The 19028-nt window shown below is 72.4% G+C and carries 16 protein-coding genes; 8 read left to right on the top strand and 8 right to left on the bottom strand.

Going from position 1 to position 19028, the window contains the following annotated elements; genetic code table 11:
• Nucleotides 1-247 precede the first annotated feature (247 nt).
• The 8 genes from ACWDCZ_RS13755 to ACWDCZ_RS13720 all read left to right on the top strand — a co-directional run bounded on the left by ACWDCZ_RS13755 (nucleotide 248) and on the right by ACWDCZ_RS13720 (nucleotide 6043).
• Nucleotides 248-448 carry a DUF397 domain-containing protein gene (locus ACWDCZ_RS13755; RefSeq protein ID WP_449816030.1) on the top strand — a complete coding sequence of 67 codons (201 nt, stop codon included), beginning with the start codon at nucleotides 248-250 and terminating at the stop codon, nucleotides 446-448.
• Nucleotides 449-654: 206 nt separating this feature from the next.
• Nucleotides 655-867: a hypothetical protein gene (locus tag ACWDCZ_RS13750; RefSeq protein ID WP_449816029.1), complete on the top strand. Its 213-nt coding sequence runs from the start codon at nucleotides 655-657 to the stop codon at nucleotides 865-867.
• Nucleotides 851-1366, top strand: coding sequence for a DUF6879 family protein (locus ACWDCZ_RS13745; RefSeq protein ID WP_449816028.1), 516 nt, complete (start codon nucleotides 851-853; stop codon nucleotides 1364-1366). The genes ACWDCZ_RS13750 and ACWDCZ_RS13745 overlap by 17 nt, the downstream gene beginning before the upstream one ends.
• Nucleotides 1363-2196, top strand: coding sequence for a helix-turn-helix domain-containing protein (locus ACWDCZ_RS13740; protein ID WP_449816027.1), 834 nt, complete (start codon nucleotides 1363-1365; stop codon nucleotides 2194-2196). The genes ACWDCZ_RS13745 and ACWDCZ_RS13740 overlap by 4 nt, the downstream gene beginning before the upstream one ends.
• A 98-nt stretch (nucleotides 2197-2294) precedes the next feature.
• Nucleotides 2295-3197 (top strand): phosphotransferase, encoded by a 903-nt coding sequence (locus tag ACWDCZ_RS13735; protein WP_449816026.1) that lies wholly within the window; start codon nucleotides 2295-2297, stop codon nucleotides 3195-3197.
• Nucleotides 3198-3201: 4 nt separating this feature from the next.
• The gene (locus ACWDCZ_RS13730) at nucleotides 3202-4227 is read left to right on the top strand and encodes a hypothetical protein (RefSeq protein WP_387972694.1); all 1026 of its coding nucleotides are present in this window, start codon (nucleotides 3202-3204) and stop codon (nucleotides 4225-4227) included.
• A 10-nt stretch (nucleotides 4228-4237) separates the two neighbouring features.
• Nucleotides 4238-4912, top strand: a complete 675-nt coding sequence (locus ACWDCZ_RS13725; RefSeq protein ID WP_449816025.1) for a histidine phosphatase family protein — start codon at nucleotides 4238-4240, stop codon at nucleotides 4910-4912.
• A gap of 9 nt (nucleotides 4913-4921) precedes the next feature.
• Nucleotides 4922-6043 carry a hypothetical protein gene (locus ACWDCZ_RS13720; RefSeq protein ID WP_449816024.1) on the top strand — a complete coding sequence of 374 codons (1122 nt, stop codon included), beginning with the start codon at nucleotides 4922-4924 and terminating at the stop codon, nucleotides 6041-6043.
• A gap of 274 nt (nucleotides 6044-6317) precedes the next feature.
• Here ACWDCZ_RS13720 and ACWDCZ_RS13715 read toward each other — a convergent pair whose 3' ends face one another.
• The 8 genes from ACWDCZ_RS13715 to ACWDCZ_RS13680 all read right to left on the bottom strand — a co-directional run bounded on the left by ACWDCZ_RS13715 (nucleotide 6318) and on the right by ACWDCZ_RS13680 (nucleotide 18958).
• The gene (locus ACWDCZ_RS13715) at nucleotides 6318-6851 is read right to left on the bottom strand and encodes an NUDIX domain-containing protein (RefSeq protein ID WP_449816023.1); all 534 of its coding nucleotides are present in this window, start codon (nucleotides 6849-6851) and stop codon (nucleotides 6318-6320) included.
• A gap of 327 nt (nucleotides 6852-7178) precedes the next feature.
• Nucleotides 7179-7892, bottom strand: a complete 714-nt coding sequence (locus ACWDCZ_RS13710; RefSeq protein ID WP_449816022.1) for an aminoglycoside N(3)-acetyltransferase — start codon at nucleotides 7890-7892, stop codon at nucleotides 7179-7181.
• A 161-nt stretch (nucleotides 7893-8053) separates the two neighbouring features.
• Nucleotides 8054-10489 carry an FxsB family cyclophane-forming radical SAM/SPASM peptide maturase gene (locus ACWDCZ_RS13705; RefSeq protein ID WP_449816021.1) on the bottom strand — a complete coding sequence of 812 codons (2436 nt, stop codon included), beginning with the start codon at nucleotides 10487-10489 and terminating at the stop codon, nucleotides 8054-8056.
• A 70-nt stretch (nucleotides 10490-10559) separates the two neighbouring features.
• Complete coding sequence (locus tag ACWDCZ_RS13700) at nucleotides 10560-10745, bottom strand: hypothetical protein (RefSeq protein WP_049660424.1); 186 nt, start codon at nucleotides 10743-10745, stop codon at nucleotides 10560-10562.
• A gap of 326 nt (nucleotides 10746-11071) precedes the next feature.
• The gene (locus ACWDCZ_RS13695) at nucleotides 11072-12139 is read right to left on the bottom strand and encodes an aKG-HExxH-type peptide beta-hydroxylase (protein ID WP_449816020.1); all 1068 of its coding nucleotides are present in this window, start codon (nucleotides 12137-12139) and stop codon (nucleotides 11072-11074) included.
• 93 nt (nucleotides 12140-12232) lie between these two features.
• Nucleotides 12233-13483 carry an FxsB family cyclophane-forming radical SAM/SPASM peptide maturase gene (locus ACWDCZ_RS13690; RefSeq protein WP_449816019.1) on the bottom strand — a complete coding sequence of 417 codons (1251 nt, stop codon included), beginning with the start codon at nucleotides 13481-13483 and terminating at the stop codon, nucleotides 12233-12235.
• Between the two features lie 56 nt (nucleotides 13484-13539).
• Nucleotides 13540-17553 carry an FxSxx-COOH system tetratricopeptide repeat protein gene (gene fxsT, locus ACWDCZ_RS13685; RefSeq protein ID WP_387830825.1) on the bottom strand — a complete coding sequence of 1338 codons (4014 nt, stop codon included), beginning with the start codon at nucleotides 17551-17553 and terminating at the stop codon, nucleotides 13540-13542.
• Entirely contained in the window at nucleotides 17543-18958 is a 1416-nt protein-coding gene (locus ACWDCZ_RS13680; RefSeq protein WP_449816018.1) for a TIR-like protein FxsC, read from the bottom strand. Before ACWDCZ_RS13680 ends, fxsT begins: the two co-directional genes overlap by 11 nt.
• Nucleotides 18959-19028 lie beyond the last annotated feature (70 nt).

Here is a 19028-nt window from a genome sequence, read left to right as displayed (position 1 = left end):
CGCCGCCCCACCCGCATCCACACACTCTGCACCCAACACGGCATCGCAACAACGGCCTGAGCCTGACCTAGATCGAATACTTCGCCAGCAGAGTCACCGGGCCGACTTCCTGCGCAGAGAGCAACCTCTCGGCCCGCGCCCCAGGCATCCTGGGACACGGGCCGTCGCGGCAGCAGCAGCGCACGCACGGCAGAGGCTGTACCGGACTTGCTCCAGCCATCCGTCACACAGCGCCGGGAAGGTAGACATGGAACAGCTCAACTGGCAGAAGTCGAGCTTCAGCGGCACCACCACCAACTGCCTTGAGATCGCCTCCGACAGTGAGCTGATCTACCTCCGCGAGTCCGATGACCCCACCACCATCGTCACCACCACGCCCACCAAGCTCGCAGCCTGGCTCCACAGCACCAAGGCCGGCAAATTCGACCACTTCACCACCAATCCCTGAAGCGGGTCCTGCTCGGCGGCCTCTTACTCCCCGCAAGAGGCCGCCGAGAGCCACGGTTCCTCGGCGCCAGCCGGGCGCGGATGGACGCTGGTCGAGCAAGATTCTTATTCCGGATCAGGAATATGCCCGATGCTGCGTGGACATGCGCCATCGGCGGCCCTAGCGTCGCTGATGGGTCGGGAGGGACTCGACCCAGAGGGGTCACCATGGCTGAGAACCCGCAACTGACGCGCCTCACCGGAGTGTTCAACGGGCCGAACTGTGACGATGACGACTGCCCCAACGTCTACGCCACCGATCGAGAGACCTTCGTGTTCCAAGGCGACCACTTCACGGCCCTGAAGGTGCCCGCCGGGGAGTCCGCCGTCGAGATCCCTCGGCACGTCCTGGAGGAGGCCGTCCGTGCTCTTGGATGGTGACCAGTGGCGCGCCCACTTCGACGGCTACCAGCACGATGCCTTCCGGTTCGAGGCCCAGCCCGCCTACACCATGCCCAAGGAGGCCGAAAACCTCGCGCGTTTCCTGCGCGGGGAGCCGAAGCCGACCGAGCACAACGCGGCGTGGCACCGGCGGGTGCACGGCTTCGTCTCCTCCGGGCGGACGATCGGCCGCGTCCGGGTGGTGCGCCAGCCCCTCACGGACTACCAGCGGTACCAGTTCGCCTGGGGCATCCCCGGCAACATCGGCGCGGGGGAGGACATCCGGGTCCTGGACGTCACCGAGCGGGATCTCGGGATCCCCGACCAGGACTGGTGGTTGTTCGACGGTTCCTCGGCGGTCCACCTGAACTTCCGACCTGACGGCACCCAGATCAACCGTGAACTGGTCACCGGCGATATGCGCCAGTACCAGGAGTGGAAAGAGCTCGCCCTGGCTCACTCTGTTCCTTTTCCCGAGTACCTGAAAAGGACCGCGTGACGCTCGACCCGGATCAGCTCGGCCGATCGAAGACGCATCTGGCCGAGACGCTCAGAAGGCTCCGCCTGGAAGCCGGTCTCACAGGAGACCGGCTTTCGGTGCGTTGCGGCATATCCCAAAGCAAGATCAGCAAGATCGAGACCGGAAGAGTCACACCAAGCCTCGTTGACGTCGAACGGATTCTGAGAGCGCTCGGAGCGCCGGCCGAGCTGGTCCAGGAGATCTCATCGCTGACTCGGTTGGCGAACACCGAGTGGCAGGACAAGCGGGCTTCATGGAGACGGGGAATCGAGAAGCGCCAGGCGGAGCTGGCGTCGTTGGAGGCGGATGCGACCGAGCTGCGGTACTTCCTGCCCGCCATGATCACGGGGCTCCTCGCCACACCCGACTACATCCGGGCCAGCCTGAGCCACTCCCCCGGTGACAAGACGCTCGTCATGGGCCGGAAGCTGGAGCGCCAGTCGGTGCTCTACGACACCTCGAAGTCATTCACGTTCCTGCTCACGGAGCAGGCGGTGACGTGGGGCCTGGTTCCTCCTCAGGCGATGGCCATACAGATCGACCGCCTCGCATCACTGAGCCATTTGCCGACGGTGCGAATCGGCGTGATCCCACACGGGGCGCTTCTCACTCGCGGCCCGATGAACACGTTCACGCTGTATGACGACCGCCTCGCCACCGCGGAGTCCTTCACCGGCCGTATCGTCTTTCGGGATCCCCGGGACATCCGGCACTACCGTGAGATCTTCGCCATGTTCGAAGAGTCTGCCCTCTACGACGACGAGGCAAGGGCTCAGCTCGGCGAGTGGTCGACGGCATATCGCCGGTGATCTTTATTCGCTGACGGGAATGCCGTTGTCGCGCCTCTCCCTCACGTCTAGCTTGATGTTCGCGCTACACCGCCCCTGCGTAGCGGAAGGACGGATCGATGAACGACTGGGATTTCGTGAAGAACAGGACCGCCGCTGATGGGGCGGTCTGGAGATCGTCCGACGGATTGTTCTACAAGCGGACTGGAGGCGAGGAACTGCGGGCGGAGACCGAGTTCCAGCGGCTGGCCGCCCATCTCGGCTACCCCGTCCCGGAGATCGTCGGCAGTGGGTCCGAAGACGGAGGCTACTTCGTCGTCGAGCGGGCCATCGGCGAGGCCTCCCTACACGAACAGGCACTGGCACACGCCAACCGGGACGGGCAAGTCGGCGACGACGTCATCAACACTGCGGCTGCCGTCGCCTCGAAGCTCCTCCAGGCCCAGGCACGGCATCCGCTGCCCGCGACGCCATGGTTCGAGAAGGCTGCCTTCGCGACCGAAGTCTTCACGGAGAACCCGGACTTCGACACCCCGCGAATCCATGACGCGGTCGACCGCGCCCTCGACCGGCTGGCCCGACTTCCCGTGGTGCACGGGCACTTGGACTACGGCCTGCCCAACATCCTCCCCGCCGGTGTCATCGACTGGCAGCACCACGGCCCGGTCCCGCTCGGCTACGACGTCTACCCCGCGCTCGACATCGTGGCCTTCAAGGGCGGCGGCAAGGGTTACTCGATCACCGCGGAACAGCGCGCCGCCTACATCTCCGCACTCGACGGGACCACCGCGTCCCTGATCGGCCGGCGGGTGAGCGAGCACCTGGGCGACTTCCTGCTCGTCAAGTGCTTCTTCTTCCTCGCGCTCATGCGACCCGCCGACCCCACGCGGCACGACAAGCACACCAAGTGGCAGTACCGCCGCGCCCTGTTCACGATGGGACTCGATCAGTATGAGTCGTCCGGCACGATCGACACCGGCACCTTCCCCACCTTCGAACGGTTCACCGCCGAACACCGGTAGTCCGTTGCCCTCCGTCCGTGACCGCGACTACCTGATGGACCACCACGGGGTCGTCTTCAAGGTCATCGGCGACAGCCACCCGGGCAGCCACTACCTCGGTTACGTCAAGTACCACCCCGACGAGAAGGGCGACCGCCGGCTCCTCGGCCGGACCTACCGGCAGAACAGCGTGGTGTCGAAGTCCTTCGGCATCCTGGCCGGCCGGCCCGAGTGCTACGTCTACTCCGACACCCTCGGCTGCGTCATCACCGGCATCCCCCGCGAGGACGTGGCCGTCCACTACCCCTGCCGCCAAGCCCTCGCCGCCATCCACGAGGCGCCCGGCGCGGTCGCCGACAATCCGGCGGGCAAGGACCTCCTGGCGATCACCGAGTGGATCACCTCGACCGACGCCCGGGGTCTGCTCGGCGTCACGGGCTCCTTCCTCGTCGGCTGCTTCAACGAACGCTCGGACATCGACCTCGTCTGCTACGGACCGGAGGGCTACCAGGCCGCCCAGGAACTGTTCCAGCGGACCGACCTGATCCGGCCGTACGACGGAGAGGACCTGACCAGGCTGTACCTCCGCCGGGCCAAGTACCTGGAGGGCAGTTCCTTCGACACGCTCATCAGGCAGGAACGCCGCAAGCTCCAAGGGCTCACCGCGGGGACCGGCGCGCACGTCAACTGCGAGCCCCTCCGCTCCGACCACGACCGGACCTTCGCCCGCTTGTCCTCCAAGGAGATCGGCGAGATCTCCCTCCTCGCGAAGATCACCGACCACACCGAGGGCCTCACCACCCCGGCCGTCTACGGGATCAAGGTCAGGACCATCCTCAGCTCGACCATCGACGAGCCCGACTCCTTCGCCCGCCGGATCACCCACATGCGCTCGTACCTCGGCGCCTACACCGGTGCCTTCCGGTCCGGCGACACCGTGCACCTGTCCGGCAAGCTCGTCCACACCCAGGACGGCGATCACAGCGGCTTCGGCATCGAACTCACCCCCTGGACCGTCAACGGCTCCTACGTCGCCAACCTCGCCGGATAGGACCCGCACCGTGACTCTGCTCGTCATCCGGCACGCCGAGTCCGTCGAGAACGCCGACAAGTACCGCGGCTTCTACCAGGACCCCCGCCCGTACAGCGGAGCCGCCGCACACACCATCTCCCGCACCGTCGTCGGCCTGACCCCGCGCGGCTTCCGCCAGGCCCAGTGGCTGGCCGGCGTCCTACCGCAGATCGCCGGCCCGGAACCGCACGTCTACACCTCGACCTACCGCAGGGCGGTCGACACCGCCGCGATCGCCCTGCCCGGCCTCCCCGACGGGTGGCCTCGGCAGACCGCGCTCCTGGACGAACAGCACTACGGCGACGCCACCTACATGACCAAGCGCGAGCTCTACGACAGCTATCCCGAACTCGCCGAGGACCGCCGCCTGCGCAAACACGTCTGGACCGCGCCGGGCGGAGGGGAGTCGCTCGCCGCGGGTGTACTCGACCGCGCCGCCGAGTTCGCCGCCCTCGCCCAGGCCGATCTTCAGGAACCACGCACCGTCATCGCCTTCACCCACCAGACCACCGTGGTGGCGCTCCGTTCCCTGCTCGAAGCCCGCACGCTGCCCGAGATCCTCGCCGAGGAGCGAAAGGGCAAGCTGCCCAACGCCGCGATCCTCCACTACGCACTACGGGGCGGCCGGTTCACCCGGACGGGCACCACCACCCCGCCGATCTAGGAGGCACCTGTGCGGCACCTGTTCCTCAACGGGCCCGTCCAGAACGGCCCTTTCACCTTCGACACCCGCCCCGGCAAGGCCGTGGGCATCCACCTGGCCGCCGCCCTCAACGCCATCCTCGGCTCGCCGCCCGCGCCCCACCTGTGGAACACCGTCACCCTCGCCGGAGACCTCCGGCACCGCGAAGCCGCCGGGCCGAGGATCCCCCGTCAGCGGTTCGAAGCCGACCTGATCGAGGCCAAGTACAGCCACGGTCGATCCCCGTCCGGCGGGATCACGACCGATGCCGACGCCGAAGTCGCCGCCCTCGCACTGGAGATGATCGAGACGAACCTTCGCGCGGGCACCCTGACCATCAGCCCCGAGACCGTCCCCGTCTGCCGCACCTGCGGACACATGACCGGCAGCGGCAGCCACCCCTGCAAGGCCTGCGGCGGCACCGACACCCTGAACCGCACCGGTCTCCAGCTCGTCGCCGAACCCGCCAAGGACCGCCCCGTCCTCGACCGCTCGGACATCCACGCCAACCACCGCCAGCAGCCCAGGCACCTCCTGCACACCGCCGCCAACCTCCCGGAGCGGCTGGTCCTCTCCCGAACCCGCGACCACGGCATCGACCTCTCGCCCCTCGGCCTCGACGGCCTGGTCCTCGACCCACGGGTCGGCGTCCACACCACCGTCCTCGCCGCAGCCCGAAGGCACCGGGCAGAGGTTGCCGTCATGACCATCACTCAGAATGCCGCCAACCACATCGCCGCCCACGGCCGGCACTTCCGCCAACACGACGGCACCCGCCTCCGGTACACCCTCCACGGCCACCTCCCGTACGACCACATGGCGAGTCTCCAACCGCTGTACGAGGCGTACCGATCCACGCGAGCGCTCAGGGCGGGCTTCGAATCGTGGTTCCTGCCGCTCTTCTCCCTCCGGGCCAGGACCGTGACCCGGCCGGACCAGCTCCCGGCGCTCTTCAAGCACTACATGCGCGCGCACCTGGCCCAACCCGTGGACGTCGATGAGGAGATCATCGAAGCCGTACGGCGCTCGGTGGAGACCGGTGACACGGAATGGATCACTCGCAGGCCTGCACTGGCCAACGCGATGGCTGTCGGCGCAGGGCACTACGAGTAGAACGCGGGCTTCCGCAGCGGAGGGGTGGGCGTGGGGGCGGGGGGGTGGGAAACGGCCGGATCACTTGTCAGCGGTGGGAACAAGGAGCGGGTTTCAGGGGCGGCAGGTCGAGTTGGCGTGCGCGACCGCCACGGAAGCCGCCGATCTCGCGGCAGTGATCGAGTCCCCCCGAGTGGTCGCCCACCTCCAGGAGTTCCGCCACCTGCTCAGGCCCTACCGGGCCAATGCCTCAGTAGCGACGTTGGCCGACCGGATCACCAGTGCGGCCGGCTGATCAAAGGCCAGCCTCGTCCAGCAGCAGGTGGAGCACGCCCACGAGCGTGCCACTGCTGACGATCTCGCGACGGTTGATCATGCCGCGCAGATCGGACAGGGGAATCCACTCGATCCGGTCGGACTCGTTGCGCTCGGTCGGCGGTCCCACGTACTCCGCGGCGGCGGCCCGGAAGACGAAGTGCTCCGAGTCGGTGATCCCGTTCGCCGGCTGCGCGTAGATCAGCGGCTTCACGTCCGAGACCTTCCAGCCGGTCTCCTCCAGTGCTTCACGGGCCGCAGCCTCCGCCGGAGTCTCATCCGGCTCGACCAGGCCCATCGGGAGTTCCCAGGCCCAGGTTTCGGTGATGAAGCGGTGCCGCCACATCATGAGGACCTGCTTCTCGCTGTTCACGATGGCGGCCACGGCCAGGTGCCGCAGCTTGACCACGTGGTACTCCCAGCGGCGCCCGTCAGGCTGCTCGACGTCGGCCAACCACAGGTTCACCCAAGGGTTCTCGTAGATCGGACGTTCCCCGTGGATCTTCCACTGCATCGCTGCGACCCCTCTCGACGGACCATCAGCATGTCAGACGCCGCAGGCTGGGCAAGCGGCTTCCAACCCGTTTGCGTCACACTGACGAATAGGGGCACCTTGCTCGCAGCCGTGGGGCCCAGGAGCCGCCAAACCGATCGGGAGGACAGCGTGCGTAGGAAGTCGGCGGGGCCGACTTCCTACGCACGCAATGAGGTTGGAGCCGCGTCGCCGCTTCGACGGAGCCGAAGCGGCCAAGGGGGCGGGGTGGGGCGGAGGGGTGGGTGTGGGGGCGGGGGGTGGGAAACGGCGGGGTCTCTTGTCAGCGGTGGGAACAAGGAGCGGGTTTCAGAGGCGCCCGCGCCGCAGGACGGCCTCGGCCAGGTCGACGGCCTCCCGCACCGGCACCAGCCGGCAGTCGGCGGTGCCGATGCGGGCCGTGGTGACGCCGCGGGCGGTGCGCAGGACCTCGGCGCCGAGGCGGCCGAAGTGGAGGTCGTCCAGGTCGGGGGCCCGGAAGGTGGTCCAGCCGTCCACGCCGACGCAGCGGTACTCGCGGACGGTCACGTCGGGCATGCGCAGGTCGGCGAGGTGGAAGGCGGTGAAGCGGTCCATCGGGACGCCGAGCATCAGCACCCGGGCGTCCAGGTCGTAGAGCCGTCCGAGCGGCGACTCCGGGCCGAGGTGGGAGGTGAGCGGGTGGTGGGCGGTGACCTCGTGGGCGAGTCGGCCCACGGCGGCCCAGGAGGTCTGCGGGTGCCGGCTGCGCAGGGCGCCCGGCCAGGAGCGGACGGCTTCCGACAGCGCCCCCATGGAGGGCGAGGCCGGGGTGGTGGCCGGGTCGAAGCGGGGCATCCGGGCCTGGTAGTCGGCCACCTCCGCCGGGGAGAGACCGGCGGTGGCGGACTGGTGGATGCGGGAGGTGGCGGAGTTCTCGGGCGTGGCGGTGTAGGCGACGAGGGTGCCGTCGGGGCCCAGGGCGTCGAGCAGGGCCTCGACCACCCCGGCCGCTCCGCCGGGCACCGGTCCGAGGGAGCGCAGCGATGCCTGGACGTGCAGCACCGTGCCGGGACGGACCCCGAGGTCGGCGAGGTCGCGGACGAGGGGGTGGACGGGGGAGGCGACGGCGACGCCGCCGCCGGCGCGGGGTTCGGTGAGGATGGCGTCTCCCGGGGGGTGAGGGCCCCGGGCGGGGGAGGTCCCGGGGCGGCGCGGGTGGGAGGTCAGACCCCGGCCCGTTCCCGCCGTACCCGGTCGGCCGCCTGCTCGGCGGCGGCGGGCAGCGACAGGTCGAGCCAGGGTGCCACGGTGGCACGCATGCCGTCGGCGAAGCGCAAGCCGGTCCCGGTCAGGGCTCCGGAGGTCGCCAGCCGCTCCACGGCCTCGGCGGTGTACCGCCGCCAGAGCGCGAACTGCTCCCGCGCCCGGTCGGCGGCCGTGCCCGGCAGTCCGTCGTACGCGAGGGTGCGGGTGCCCCAGTACTCGGTGACGGCCAGGTGGGCGTACGTGCCCTGGAGCAGCCCTTCGAGCGGCCGGGGGTCGGGCCGCCAGGGGGCGAAGTACAGGGTGGGGTCGGCGCGGTCGTACAGGTCGGTCAGGTCCAGTACCGCGCCGAGTTTGACGTGCTGGAACTCGTGCGCGAGCAGCAGGGCGAGGGTCGGCGCGGTGGCGGGCCGGGCGATGCCGACGGCGCCGTACGCCTGCCGGGCCGCCGAGCTGACGTCCCGGCCGGTCGGGCCCGGCCGCAACGGGGTGACCGTCGTCAGGCCGGCCCGGATGCCTTCCGCGTACCCGGGCAGGTCGCGCCCGAGCAGCTCCCAGGCTTCGCGCAACGCGCCCGTCCAGTCGAGCAGTTCGCTCTCGGAGAGGTGGGCCGCGACGGGGTGGTCGTGGCAGTCGCGCAGCGGGTCGGCGTCCTCCAGGGCGACCGTCCAGCCGCCGGCCAGCCGGACCCACCGCAGCGGTTCGTCCAGTTCGGTGCGCACCGTGCCGTCGGACGCCCGGACCGCGAGGCCGCCCGCCCGCCCGGTGACCACGGCCTCGCCGTCGGGTACGGCGATCCGGCCGAGCGTCGGCAGGTGCAGCCAGCCGCCGCGTACGGGCACGGCCACCGCGTCGCCCCGGCCGGCCCGCACGGCGGCCGCCGCGGCGAGCGCGGCCAGCGGGCCGAGTCCGGCCTGGAGGTCCCCGGCGAGGCGGCGGGCCGCCCAGGCGCGGGCGTACGGGTGGGCGAGGACGGCGTCCACGGCGGCGGGGGCCGCCGTGTCGAGCTCGGCCAGCAGGGTCCACGCTTCGGCCCGCCCCTGTCCGGAGGCGTCCCAGGCGGCGGCCAGCATCGCCCGGGTGAGGGCGAGTTGGGAGCGGCCGAGCGCGGCGACGGTCTCCGCGCTCCCGTATCCGCGCGCTAGTTCGTCGAGTTGCGACGGGGCGAGCGCGCCGGGCAGCAGCGGTTCGGCCTCCGGCGATGGCCCACCGGGCCCACCGGGCACACCGGGCGCCCCGGCCGGCTGCGCGGGCACACCGTCGCCGGAACTCCCGCTCCCCGCAATGCCCTTGATGAACGTCATGAGATCACCGCAGTAGACGGAGGGATGGTCGAAGCTGCCTCCCCCATCGTCGCTCCGATAGCGGTGGGCGTACAGCCCGCCACCGCAGGAGCGGACCACGGAGCAGGCGCGGCAGGCCTCGCTCAGTCCGGCCAGGCCGGACTGCCGGGCGGCGATGCCGGGGTGGCGGGCGAGGTCGTCGAGGCTGTGCGCGAAAACGTTCATCCCGGTGGCGGGCGCGCCGTCGTACGCGGTCTTCAGACTGTCGGCCTGCTCGAAGGTCCCGTCCGTCTCCAGGACGGCCAGGTCGGAGGGCTCCAGTCCGAGCGACTCGGTGAGGCTGGAGAACCCCCTCAGGGTCCGGTGCACGGACTCGAAGGTCCGTACGGCGAACGGCCGCCCGTCCGCGTCCCACAGCTTGTGGACGGTCAGCAGCCAGTCGGCGTACGGGGTGGCACCCAGCTCGGCGGGGCGCCCGGGCGGCTCGTCCCAGGTGGCGTGCGGGAGCAGGAAGTCCACGGCGGGCGGCCGGAGTTCGGCCAGCGCCCGGTACACGGCCACCGGGTCGTTCCGGACGTCCATCGTGCACAGCAGTCCGGCGAACAGGTGCCGGTACCCGGGTTCGTTCAGCAGCGCGACGGCCCGCAGCACCTGCGGGTGGCTGCTGCGTCCGTCGGCGAACCGCCGGTGGCGGTCGTTGGCGGCCTTGTCGCCGTCCAGCGAGATGCCGACCTTGATCTCCTGCTCCGCGAACAGCGCGCAGAAGTCCCGGTTCAGCAGCACACCGTTGGTGTGGATGCGCAGGTCGAGGGCGCAGCCGGGCGGGAGTGCCGCCCGGAGCGCCTCGGCAGCGCGGCGCAAGCGGTCCGGGCCGGCGAGCAGGGGTTCTCCCCCGTGCAGGACGACCCGGACGGCGGGCAGCCGGTGGGCGGCCGCGTGCTCGCCGATGCGCTCGGCGGCCTTGGCCAGGATCCCGTCCGCGATGACCTTCGGCCGGGACCGCCAGCTGCTGTCCGCGTGTTCGTAGACGTAGCAGTGGTCGCAGGCCAGATCGCACCTGCTGTGCATCTTGACCACGAACTGTGTCAACGGCAGCGGAATCGACGTCGTCATGGAACTGTCCGGTTCGCTTCGATCGGCTCGGTCTGCTCGGCCTGGGCTCCGCCGGGAGTTCCGGGCCGGGTCAGATCGAGGAGTTGAAGGCTGCGACCGGCACGAGGCCGGAGTCCGCGCCGGGGAGCGCGCGCTGGAGCCGGGAGGCGAGCTCTTCCGCGCCGAGTGCGGCGAGGTCGGCGAGCGAGGGGCGTTCCGGCGTCTCCTGAGGGTCAGTGAGCTTGCCGGCCGGCCTGGTGCTGGTTACCGGAGTCATATTCGTTTCCTTAGGCGCGGTTAGGACCTGCCGAGGGTGGGTAAGCCCACCCGGTTGCGACCAATGTAGTGCCCGCGAAGACTCCGCGCGGCACCTTGCGGACTCACGTTGGGCTCCCCGGGCTGCCGACGTCGTACGACAGCGCTTTGGGCCCCCAGAATTCACCCGTTCAGCGGTCGCGCACTTCGCCGTGGCGCGCGCCGAAGCGCGTCGCCGTGGCCCGTGCCCGAACAACCACACGGACCAGCCCCTGGTCACACCCCGGGAGTGCCCCGGGAAGCACCGGAACAATCGCCCCGCCGGGCCAAGCATCCGGCAAGCCGGATTCATTCCCCCGGCCCGCCGAGCGCCCGGACGGCCCGCACCAGCTCCCCGGTGAACTCCAGCCCCGCCGCCGTCAGTTCGCCGCAGCTCAGGAGCGTCTCCCCGGCGCTCAGGGTGTGTGTCCGCCAGCGGACGGACTCCCCCCGCGCACGTGCGACGTCGCCCGCCCCCGCAGCCGCCTCCGCCCGCCAGAAGTCCGCCACCCCCAGGTGCGCGTACGCCCCCTGGAGCAGCGCCCCGGCCGGGCGCGGGTCGGGCCGCCAGGGGGCGTGGTAGGCGGCCGGGCCGTTGGGGCGGTGCAGCGGCACCAGGTCCAGCAGGGCACCGAGTTGGACGTGCAGGAACTCGTGCACCAGGGCCAGCGCCAGCAGCACCGGATCGTCCGGCAGCGAGGCCGCCACCGCGCCGTACGCCCGCCGGGCGGCGGCGCTGACCGCCTCCCCGCCGGGGGCGGGCCGCAGCGGCACGACGGTGGCCACGCAGGCCGCGACGGCCCGTGCGTGGGGGCGGTGGCGGCGCACCAGGATCTCCCAGGCCTCGGCCAACCGCCGCTCCCAGAGAGCGAGTTCCGTACCGCTCAGCGGACCGGCCGGCGGGCGCCCGTAGTCCACCCGGCGCGGACCGGCGTGGTCGAGCGACGGCGCCCAGTGCAGCCCGTCGCACTCCAGCGCGAGGGCCGGGCCCGGGGCCGGGCGGAGGAACTCGCCCAGCCCGCCGAGCGGGACGTCCTCCCCCGCCGCCGCGCCGCGCAGGCAGTCGGCCGCCCAGGCGTCCAACTCGGGCCGCAGCAGCACCTCTTCCCAGCGCGCCCGGTCGCTCCGCTGCAGCGCCCGCACCCGGGCGTACGCCTCCCGGTAGCCGTCGTGCCCCGGCACCGCCCGGCGCAGCGCCAGCAGCAGCAGCGCCCGCTTGCTCAACTGCCCGGCGCGCAGCAGTCGGACGGCCTCCGGCCCGCCGCGCGCGCCCGCGACCGCCCGGAACGTCGCCCGGTCCACCCCGTGCCGGGGCAGCCCGTCCGCCCCGCGCGCGACCGGCACCCCGGCCGCCACCACCTCGTCCGTCCCCGCCACCGTTCCTCCTCGTGCGTACGGCCTCCGGCCCGGTCGGCCGGCCCATCGCCCAACCCGCCGCGCCCGCGCGCGGTCTCCCCGCGCCGGGGCGGATCAGCCGGACGGCGGCCGGGCATGACCCGGACGGGTGAGCCGAGGGGCCCCTCGACGCTCCCGACCCACCGACCCGACCGCCGCCTGCCCGGGCGCCCCCGCCAGCTCCGCCACCCCCGCCCGCAGCCGCCCCGCCATGTGCCGGATCAGCCGGTCCAGGTCCGCGCAGTACACCGACGGCTGCCCGAAGCCGCCCGCCGCGTACCGGTGGGCGTACAGCCCCCCGCCGCAGACCCGGGCCAGCGGGCAGCCGGCGCAGACCGGCCCGAGGCCCGCGAGGCCGCGCTGGCGGGCCCGGAAGGCCGGGTGCGCGCCCGCCCGGGCGAAGCCGTGCCGCCACACGTCCAGACCGGTCCCCGGGGCGCCGTCGTAGGCCACCTTGAGGCTGTCCGCCTGCTCGATCGCCCCGTCCGTCTCGACCACCACCAGGTCGACGGGCGCCAGCCCGACCGCCTCGCTGGCGGCCCGCCCGCCGAGCAGCAGCACCGCCAGCTCCTCGAACAGCCGCACCCCGGTCTCCCGGCGCGGCGCGCCGTACCAGCGGTCGAAGGCGGCGATCAGCCACTCCCCGTACGGCGCGGGCTCCGTGCCCGTCGGCGGCGCGTGCGGCACCGTCCGGGGCGGGGCGCCCGGCGGCGGCTCCCGCCAGGTCCCGTGCGGCAGCAGCAGGTCGAGCCGGGGCGGCGCGAACTCCAGCAGCGCCTCGTAGGTGGCGACCGGGTCGGAGGCCAGGTCGACGACGCACAGCAGGCCGGCGAACAGCTCCCGGTGCCGGTCCGAGCCGAGCAGCCGCACCGCCTCGGCGGTGCGCGCCCAGCTGCCCGCGCCGGAGGGCAGCCGGCGGTGCCGGTCGTGGCCGGCCGGGGTGCCGTCCAGCGAGACCCCGACGGCGACCCGGTGGCGGTGCAGCACGTCGAGCAGTGCCGGTTCGTCCAGCAGCCGCAGCCCGTTGGTCTGGACGGTGAACCGCACCCGGGGCCGGACGGCCGCCAACTCGCCGAGCAGCGCGTCCAGATGGGCCGCGCCGACGAGCAGCGGCTCGCCGCCGTGCAGCACCACGGACACCTCGTCCAGCCCGTGCTCGGCCGCGTGCTCGTCGATCCGCCGGGCGGTGCGGCGGACGGTCGCGAGCTCCATCCGCCGCGGCCGCCCGCGCCAGCTCTGGTCCGCGCCCTCGTACACGTAGCAGTAGTCGCAGGCCAGGTTGCACCGACTGTGGATCTTCAGCAGGAACTGCCGGAACGGCACCATGCCCGTGAGCCTAGGCCACCGGCCCCGGAGCGCGGACCACCGCACCTGACGGTCCGTCACACGTGCGGCGGCTCCACGTCGGAGTCCAGCCGCGTGCCGGCCCGCACCGCGATCGTCGTCGGGTGCTCCTCCCCCAGGGTGACCCGGGCCCGCCGGATGCAGTCCGACCGCAGCTCCGCGGCCCGCTCGGCGTACCCGAGGGCGGCCAGCGACAGCGCGAGGTTGGAGTTGATGCCGATGGAGTCGTAGTGGTCCTGGCCGAGGGCGGCGGTCATCAACGGCTCGGCCTCCAGCTCCAGTTCGAGCGCGGCCTGGAGCTCCCCGGCCAGCGACAGGTCGTTGGCGTGGTTCATCATCGCGATCGGGATGTAGAGGTGGTGGGCGCCGAGGACGCGGCGGAACTGCGCCAGCGTACGGCCGGAGAGCTCGCGCGCCTCCGCCGCGCGCCCCGCCAGCCGCAGGTACACCGAGAGGTTGTTGGCGCCGGCCAGCGTCACCGGGTGGTCCTCGCCCAGGTAGTCGCGGTACCGCAGCAGCGCCCGCTCGGCCAGCGGGATCGCCCGGCCGGTGTCGCCGAGCGCGTTGAGGTCGCTGGCCAGGTTGGTGGCGGCGGCCAGGGTGTCGGGGTGCTCGGCGCCGTTGATGTCCAGGTAGCGCTGGTAGATGTCCTCGTCGATCTCCAGGGCCTCGTGGTACCGGCCGGCCCGGCGCAGCGCCACGGCGAGGTTCTTGCGGGCGCGCAGGGTGTCGGTGTGGCCGTCGCCGATGGTCTGCTGGTAGATCCGGACGGTCTCCTCCAGCAGGTCCAGGGCCTCCCGCAGCCGCCCGGTCTCGCGCAGGTCGCGGGCGTAGTTGGAGGCGGAGGAGAGCGCGTAGAGGCTGTGCGCGCCGAGCGCGTCGCGCTGCTGGAGGTAGTTGCTGCGGTGCCGTTCCAGGGCGGCCCGGCGGTCGCCGGCCAGGTAGTCGGAGACGGCGAGGTTGTTGGTGATCATCAGGGTGCGCGGGTGGTCCGGGCCGAGGGTGCGCCGGGCGGCGTCCAGGGTGCGGCGGTCGAGCGCCCGGGCCTCGTCGTAGCGGCCGAGGAAGCGCAGGTCGGCGCCGAGGCTGTTGGCGACGGCGAGGGTGTGGGAGTGCTCCGGGCCCAGGGTCGCGGTGAAGCGGTCCAGGATGTCCCGGTCCATCTCGTACGCCTCCTGGAGGGCGCCCTGGGAGCGGCGGATGTTGCTCAGCTGGGTGCGCAGCATGAGCGTCTGGGCGTCGTTGTCGACGTCGAAGTCGGGCCCGCCGTAGCCGTCCTGGCGCCAGTGCTCCAGGGTGCGCTCGGCCAGTTCCCGGCCGGACTCGTGCAGGCTGCGCTTCCACTGGTAGCGGACCGAGTCGATGATCCACTGCCGGACGTCCTCGTCGGCGCTGTCGAGCGCCCCGGACGGCCAGAGGTGGGGCAGGAGTTCGGCGTACTCGGCCCAGTTCGCGGGCACGTCCGGGTCGCCGGGGTTGGCGGTGGCGAGCGCGGCGTGGACGACGCCGCGCAGTTCGGCCCGCCGGTCCTCCTCGACCTGGTCCCGCAGCACGGCCTGGACGAGCCGGTGCACGGTGATGGTCTCGCTGCCCTGGTCGGTGCGGGCGAGCCCGAACCGGTTGATGGCGCGCAGGAACTCGCCGATCGCGAGCTTGTCGCGGGGCGCGCGCGGGGGCAGCCGCAAGGCGCGGGTGACGGCCCGGCTGTAGAGCAGCCGCATCGGGATGGCGTCCGGGCCGAAGAAGGCGCAGATCTCCAGGATCTGGGCGGCCGGGGCGTTCATCCGGCGCAGTTCCTCGACCGAGATGCGCCAGGTCGCCGCGGCCGAGTGCGGGTAGTCGGCGGCGCGCAGCCGGGTGCGTTCCAGCATCTCGGTGAGCTCTTCGTCGAGCAGTTCGAGGTAGGTGGCGATCGGCATCGACGTCTCCTGGAGCCAGACGGCGGCCTGGCCGACGGCGAGCGGGAGGTCGCCGAGGCGGTGCGCGACCTGGTCGGCGTCCTCGGAGGAGAGGCCGCCGTTGAAGCGGCGCAGCAGCCGGACGCTCTCCTCGCGGAGGAAGACGTCGACCTCCACCAGGCCGGCGTGCCGGGCCCAGCCCTGGTTGCGGGAGGTGATCAGCACGTGCCCGCCGGAGGAGCCGGCCGGCTGCCAGGGGGCGAGCTCCTCGGGGGTTCCGGCGTTGTCGAAGACGAGCAGCCAGCGGCGGTACGGCTGGCCGCGGCGCAGCGCGTCGAGCACGGTGGCGGCGGTGTGGGCGACGTCGTCGCTGGTGGGCACGCCGAGCCGGGGCGCGAGTTCGGCGAGCTTCTGCGGGATGTTGGCGGGCTCCTCGGCGGGCACCCACCAGACCACGTCGTAGGCGGCCTTGAAGCGGTGCGCGTACTCGGCGGCGATCTGGGACTTGCCGGCGCCGCCGAAGCCGTAGAGCACCTGGCTGAGCACGGCGGCGGGCCCGCCGGTGAAGCGGTTGCGGAGCAGTTCCAGGAGCTTGCCGCGGCCGATGAAGGCGGCGTTGCGCGAGGGCGCGTCCTGGACCTGCGGGGCGGTGCCGGGGAACCGCGCCGGGGCGGCGAACTCCCCGCTGTCGGTGTCGGACTGGCGGCTGCTGCCGGGCGGCGGGCCGAGTTCGGCGTAGAGCTGGGACTCGGCGCCGACCGCGGAGGAGCGGACCAGGTCGGGCGCGGGCTGCCCGGCGAACGGGCGGGGCACCGGCTCGTCCGAGTCCTGGAGCCGGAAGGCGACCAACGCCGGTGAGCCGGACGCCAGTTCGCGCCCCTGGAGGAGCTGCCAGACCTCGGCGGCCCGGGGCAGCGCGGTGTACTCGGGCGAGAGCAGCGCGAGCAGCCGGCCCTGGCCGTCGACCGGCCCGGCGACCTCGGGCGGCCGGGAGCCGGAGTACGGTTCGGCGGCGCTGTGCAGGGAGGTCTGATAGCCGAAGCGGGTGAGCGTCCCAGCGGCCCACTCGGCCCACATCCGGTCCTCGGGCGCGTAGCTGACGAACACCTGGCGCGGCACCGCGCGGGCGGAGCGCAGGTAGGCGCCGTACAGCCGGCGGCGGGCCTCGGCGGTGAGCGGGCGCAGGGTGCGGACCCGGCCGTCGGTGATCCAACCCGCCAGCCGTTCGAAGGCGTTGAGCAGGCTGCGGGCCTCCTGCGGCCGGTCGGCGACGGTGGCGGGCACCTCCTCGTAGGCGTAGAAGGGCTTGTACGGCACCTCGACGTCGGCCCAGTAGGCGGCCCGGCGGTCGCCGGCCAGCCAGCGGCCGAGGTAGGGGGCGAAGGCCTCGCGGGCGTAGTCGCGGCCGGCCTCCAGGCGCTCCTGCTCGGCGTCCTCGACCCGCATCGGCACCGGCAGGACCCGGATCGCCCGCTCCTCGGCCTCGGCGATGGCGCGGGCGGCGTCGACGCCGCCGCGGATGTTCTGGACGCTGAAGGTGAAGCAGTCCACCACGGTGTCGGGCATCAGGACGGTGCAGATGCCGGAGGTGTCGCTGACGCCGGTGCGACTGTCGATGAGCACGTAGTCGTAGCCGCGGGCCCAGCGTTCGCGCAGCTCGCGCAGGAACTCGCCGCCGCGGATGTCCCGGCCGTAGTAGAAGCTGCGCCAGTTGAAGCTGGTGACGGCCGCGCCGTAGGCGGCGTTCTGCCGGCCGGCGGGCAGGAAGTCGAGCCGGCCGCCGGGCGGCAGGTCGAGGGCGAGGCCGCAGACGTAGCCGTCCAGGCGCCCGGGCTCGTCCAGCCAGTCGGCCGGGGACTGCCCGACCGGCCCGGTGGCGGAGGGCAGCGCCTGCTTGACGTAGGAGCGCAGCAGGTCGATCAGGCCGTCGGTGGAGTGCAGTTCCGGGTCGACCAGCAGCGGGTGGTAGTACCGGTGGAGGCCGGGCGCCTCCAGGTCCCAGTCGACGACCAGGACGCGCAGGCCGCGGCTGGCGAGGATCCAGCCGACGTTGGCGAGCGCCATGGTGCGGCCGGTGCCGCCCTTGAAGGAGTAGAACGTGACGACCGATCCCGGTCCGCCGCGCTCCGGCTCCGCGCCGGGCTCAGTGGTCATCGTGCTTCTCCCCCCTCAGCGGGGCGGCGGTGTCCTTGCCCCGGCTCTGGTGCGGCAGGTCCGTGGAACCCGGGAGGCCCCGGTCGGTGCGTACGGGCCCCTGGCGGGGCCCCGGCGGTCCGGCCGGGATGGCCAGTCCGGGCATCGCCGGACCGGTGTCCGGACCGGTGTCCGGGCCGCCGCCCGGACCGAAGCCGAAGGCGCCGCCGCCATCGTCCCCCCAATCCAGGTTGTCGTCCATGAGCTTGTTCTGAGCGACCGTCACCATGATGGTGAGGTCGCTGTCGAAGCTCTCCCGGCTCACTTTGACCCGGAACAAGTGCTCCAGGTCGCTCCGGCGCAGCCAGTTGCGCCGGAAGACGTCGCGCACGCCCGCCCAGAGCGCGTCGCGCTCCGGCCCGTCGGCCGGGTCGTCGCTGCCGGCGGGCACCATCACGCCGGTGACCGGGTGGTTCTGCTCGTCGTACGCGCGCAGCGCGGAGCGGTAGCGCTCGCCGCCAGCCACCCACGGGTCCACCAGCAGGATGCTCACCTGGCTGTCCTCGCGGGCCTGGTCGAGCTTCTCGGCGAGCGCGGTGTCGACCTCCTCCAGCGTGGTGGTGTGCCCGGCGCCGGTGATCACCTGCTGGGCGCGGGCCGCCAGGGACGGCTGGACGGGCGGGTGGTACGGCGCCCAGTGCCACGGCTTGGCGCCGTACCAGCCGCCCGCGCGGGAGTCGCCCGCGGCCGCCTCCGGGGCCCGGCCGGCCGCGATGAACAGCCGCACCATCCCGGGGCTGGAGGCCACCGGCGGCGCCGCCGGGGGCGGGAAGTAGCCGCGCACGGCGCCGAGGTCGAACTCGGGCAGCACGCCGAGCCGGCGCGCGGCCGCGTCCCGGACCCGCTCCGCGACCACCCGGACGACCTGCTCGTACGCCCCGCTCTGCGCGGTGCGCAGCAGGGCCCGCAGGCCGTACCGGGCGTAGGCCTCGCCCATGTCCGGCTGGGCCCACTGGATCTTGTTCACCTCGTCGGCCAGGCCGCCCGGCTCGACGGGCTCCCAGAGCACCGGGACGAGCGCCGGGATGAGCTCCCCGGTGTCCTCGTGGTGGCGCCGGACCCGGCCGCGGAAGGCGGTCCACTCCTTGCCGCAGTAGAGGCTGGCGAAGTAGGCCGGGGAGTAGAGCGCGACCATGGTCCGGCTGCGGCCGAGCATCGTCGCCAGCTTCTCCGCCCAGTCGTCGCCCAGCCGCAGCCGCTCGGTGTCCCGGTAGGCCAGCTCCTCGATGCGCACGCCCGTGCCGACCAGCCGGCCGAGCTCGTCCCGCAGGTCGTTGAAGAACTGGTTGACGAAGGCGTCCTCGGCCTCGTAGTCCCGACGCGCGTAGCTGAAGAAGAAGTACGGCCGGTGCTGTTCGTGCTCCATCACCTGTTCCCCCCGTGCCCGACGGTCCGCGACGGCGCTGGTTTCATACCCCAGCATGTCGCGAACTCCA

This window comes from Kitasatospora sp. NPDC001225, from assembly GCF_053597855.1.
Note: the sequence above shows the minus strand (reverse complement) of the source record. Positions and strands in the feature narration are given on the sequence as shown.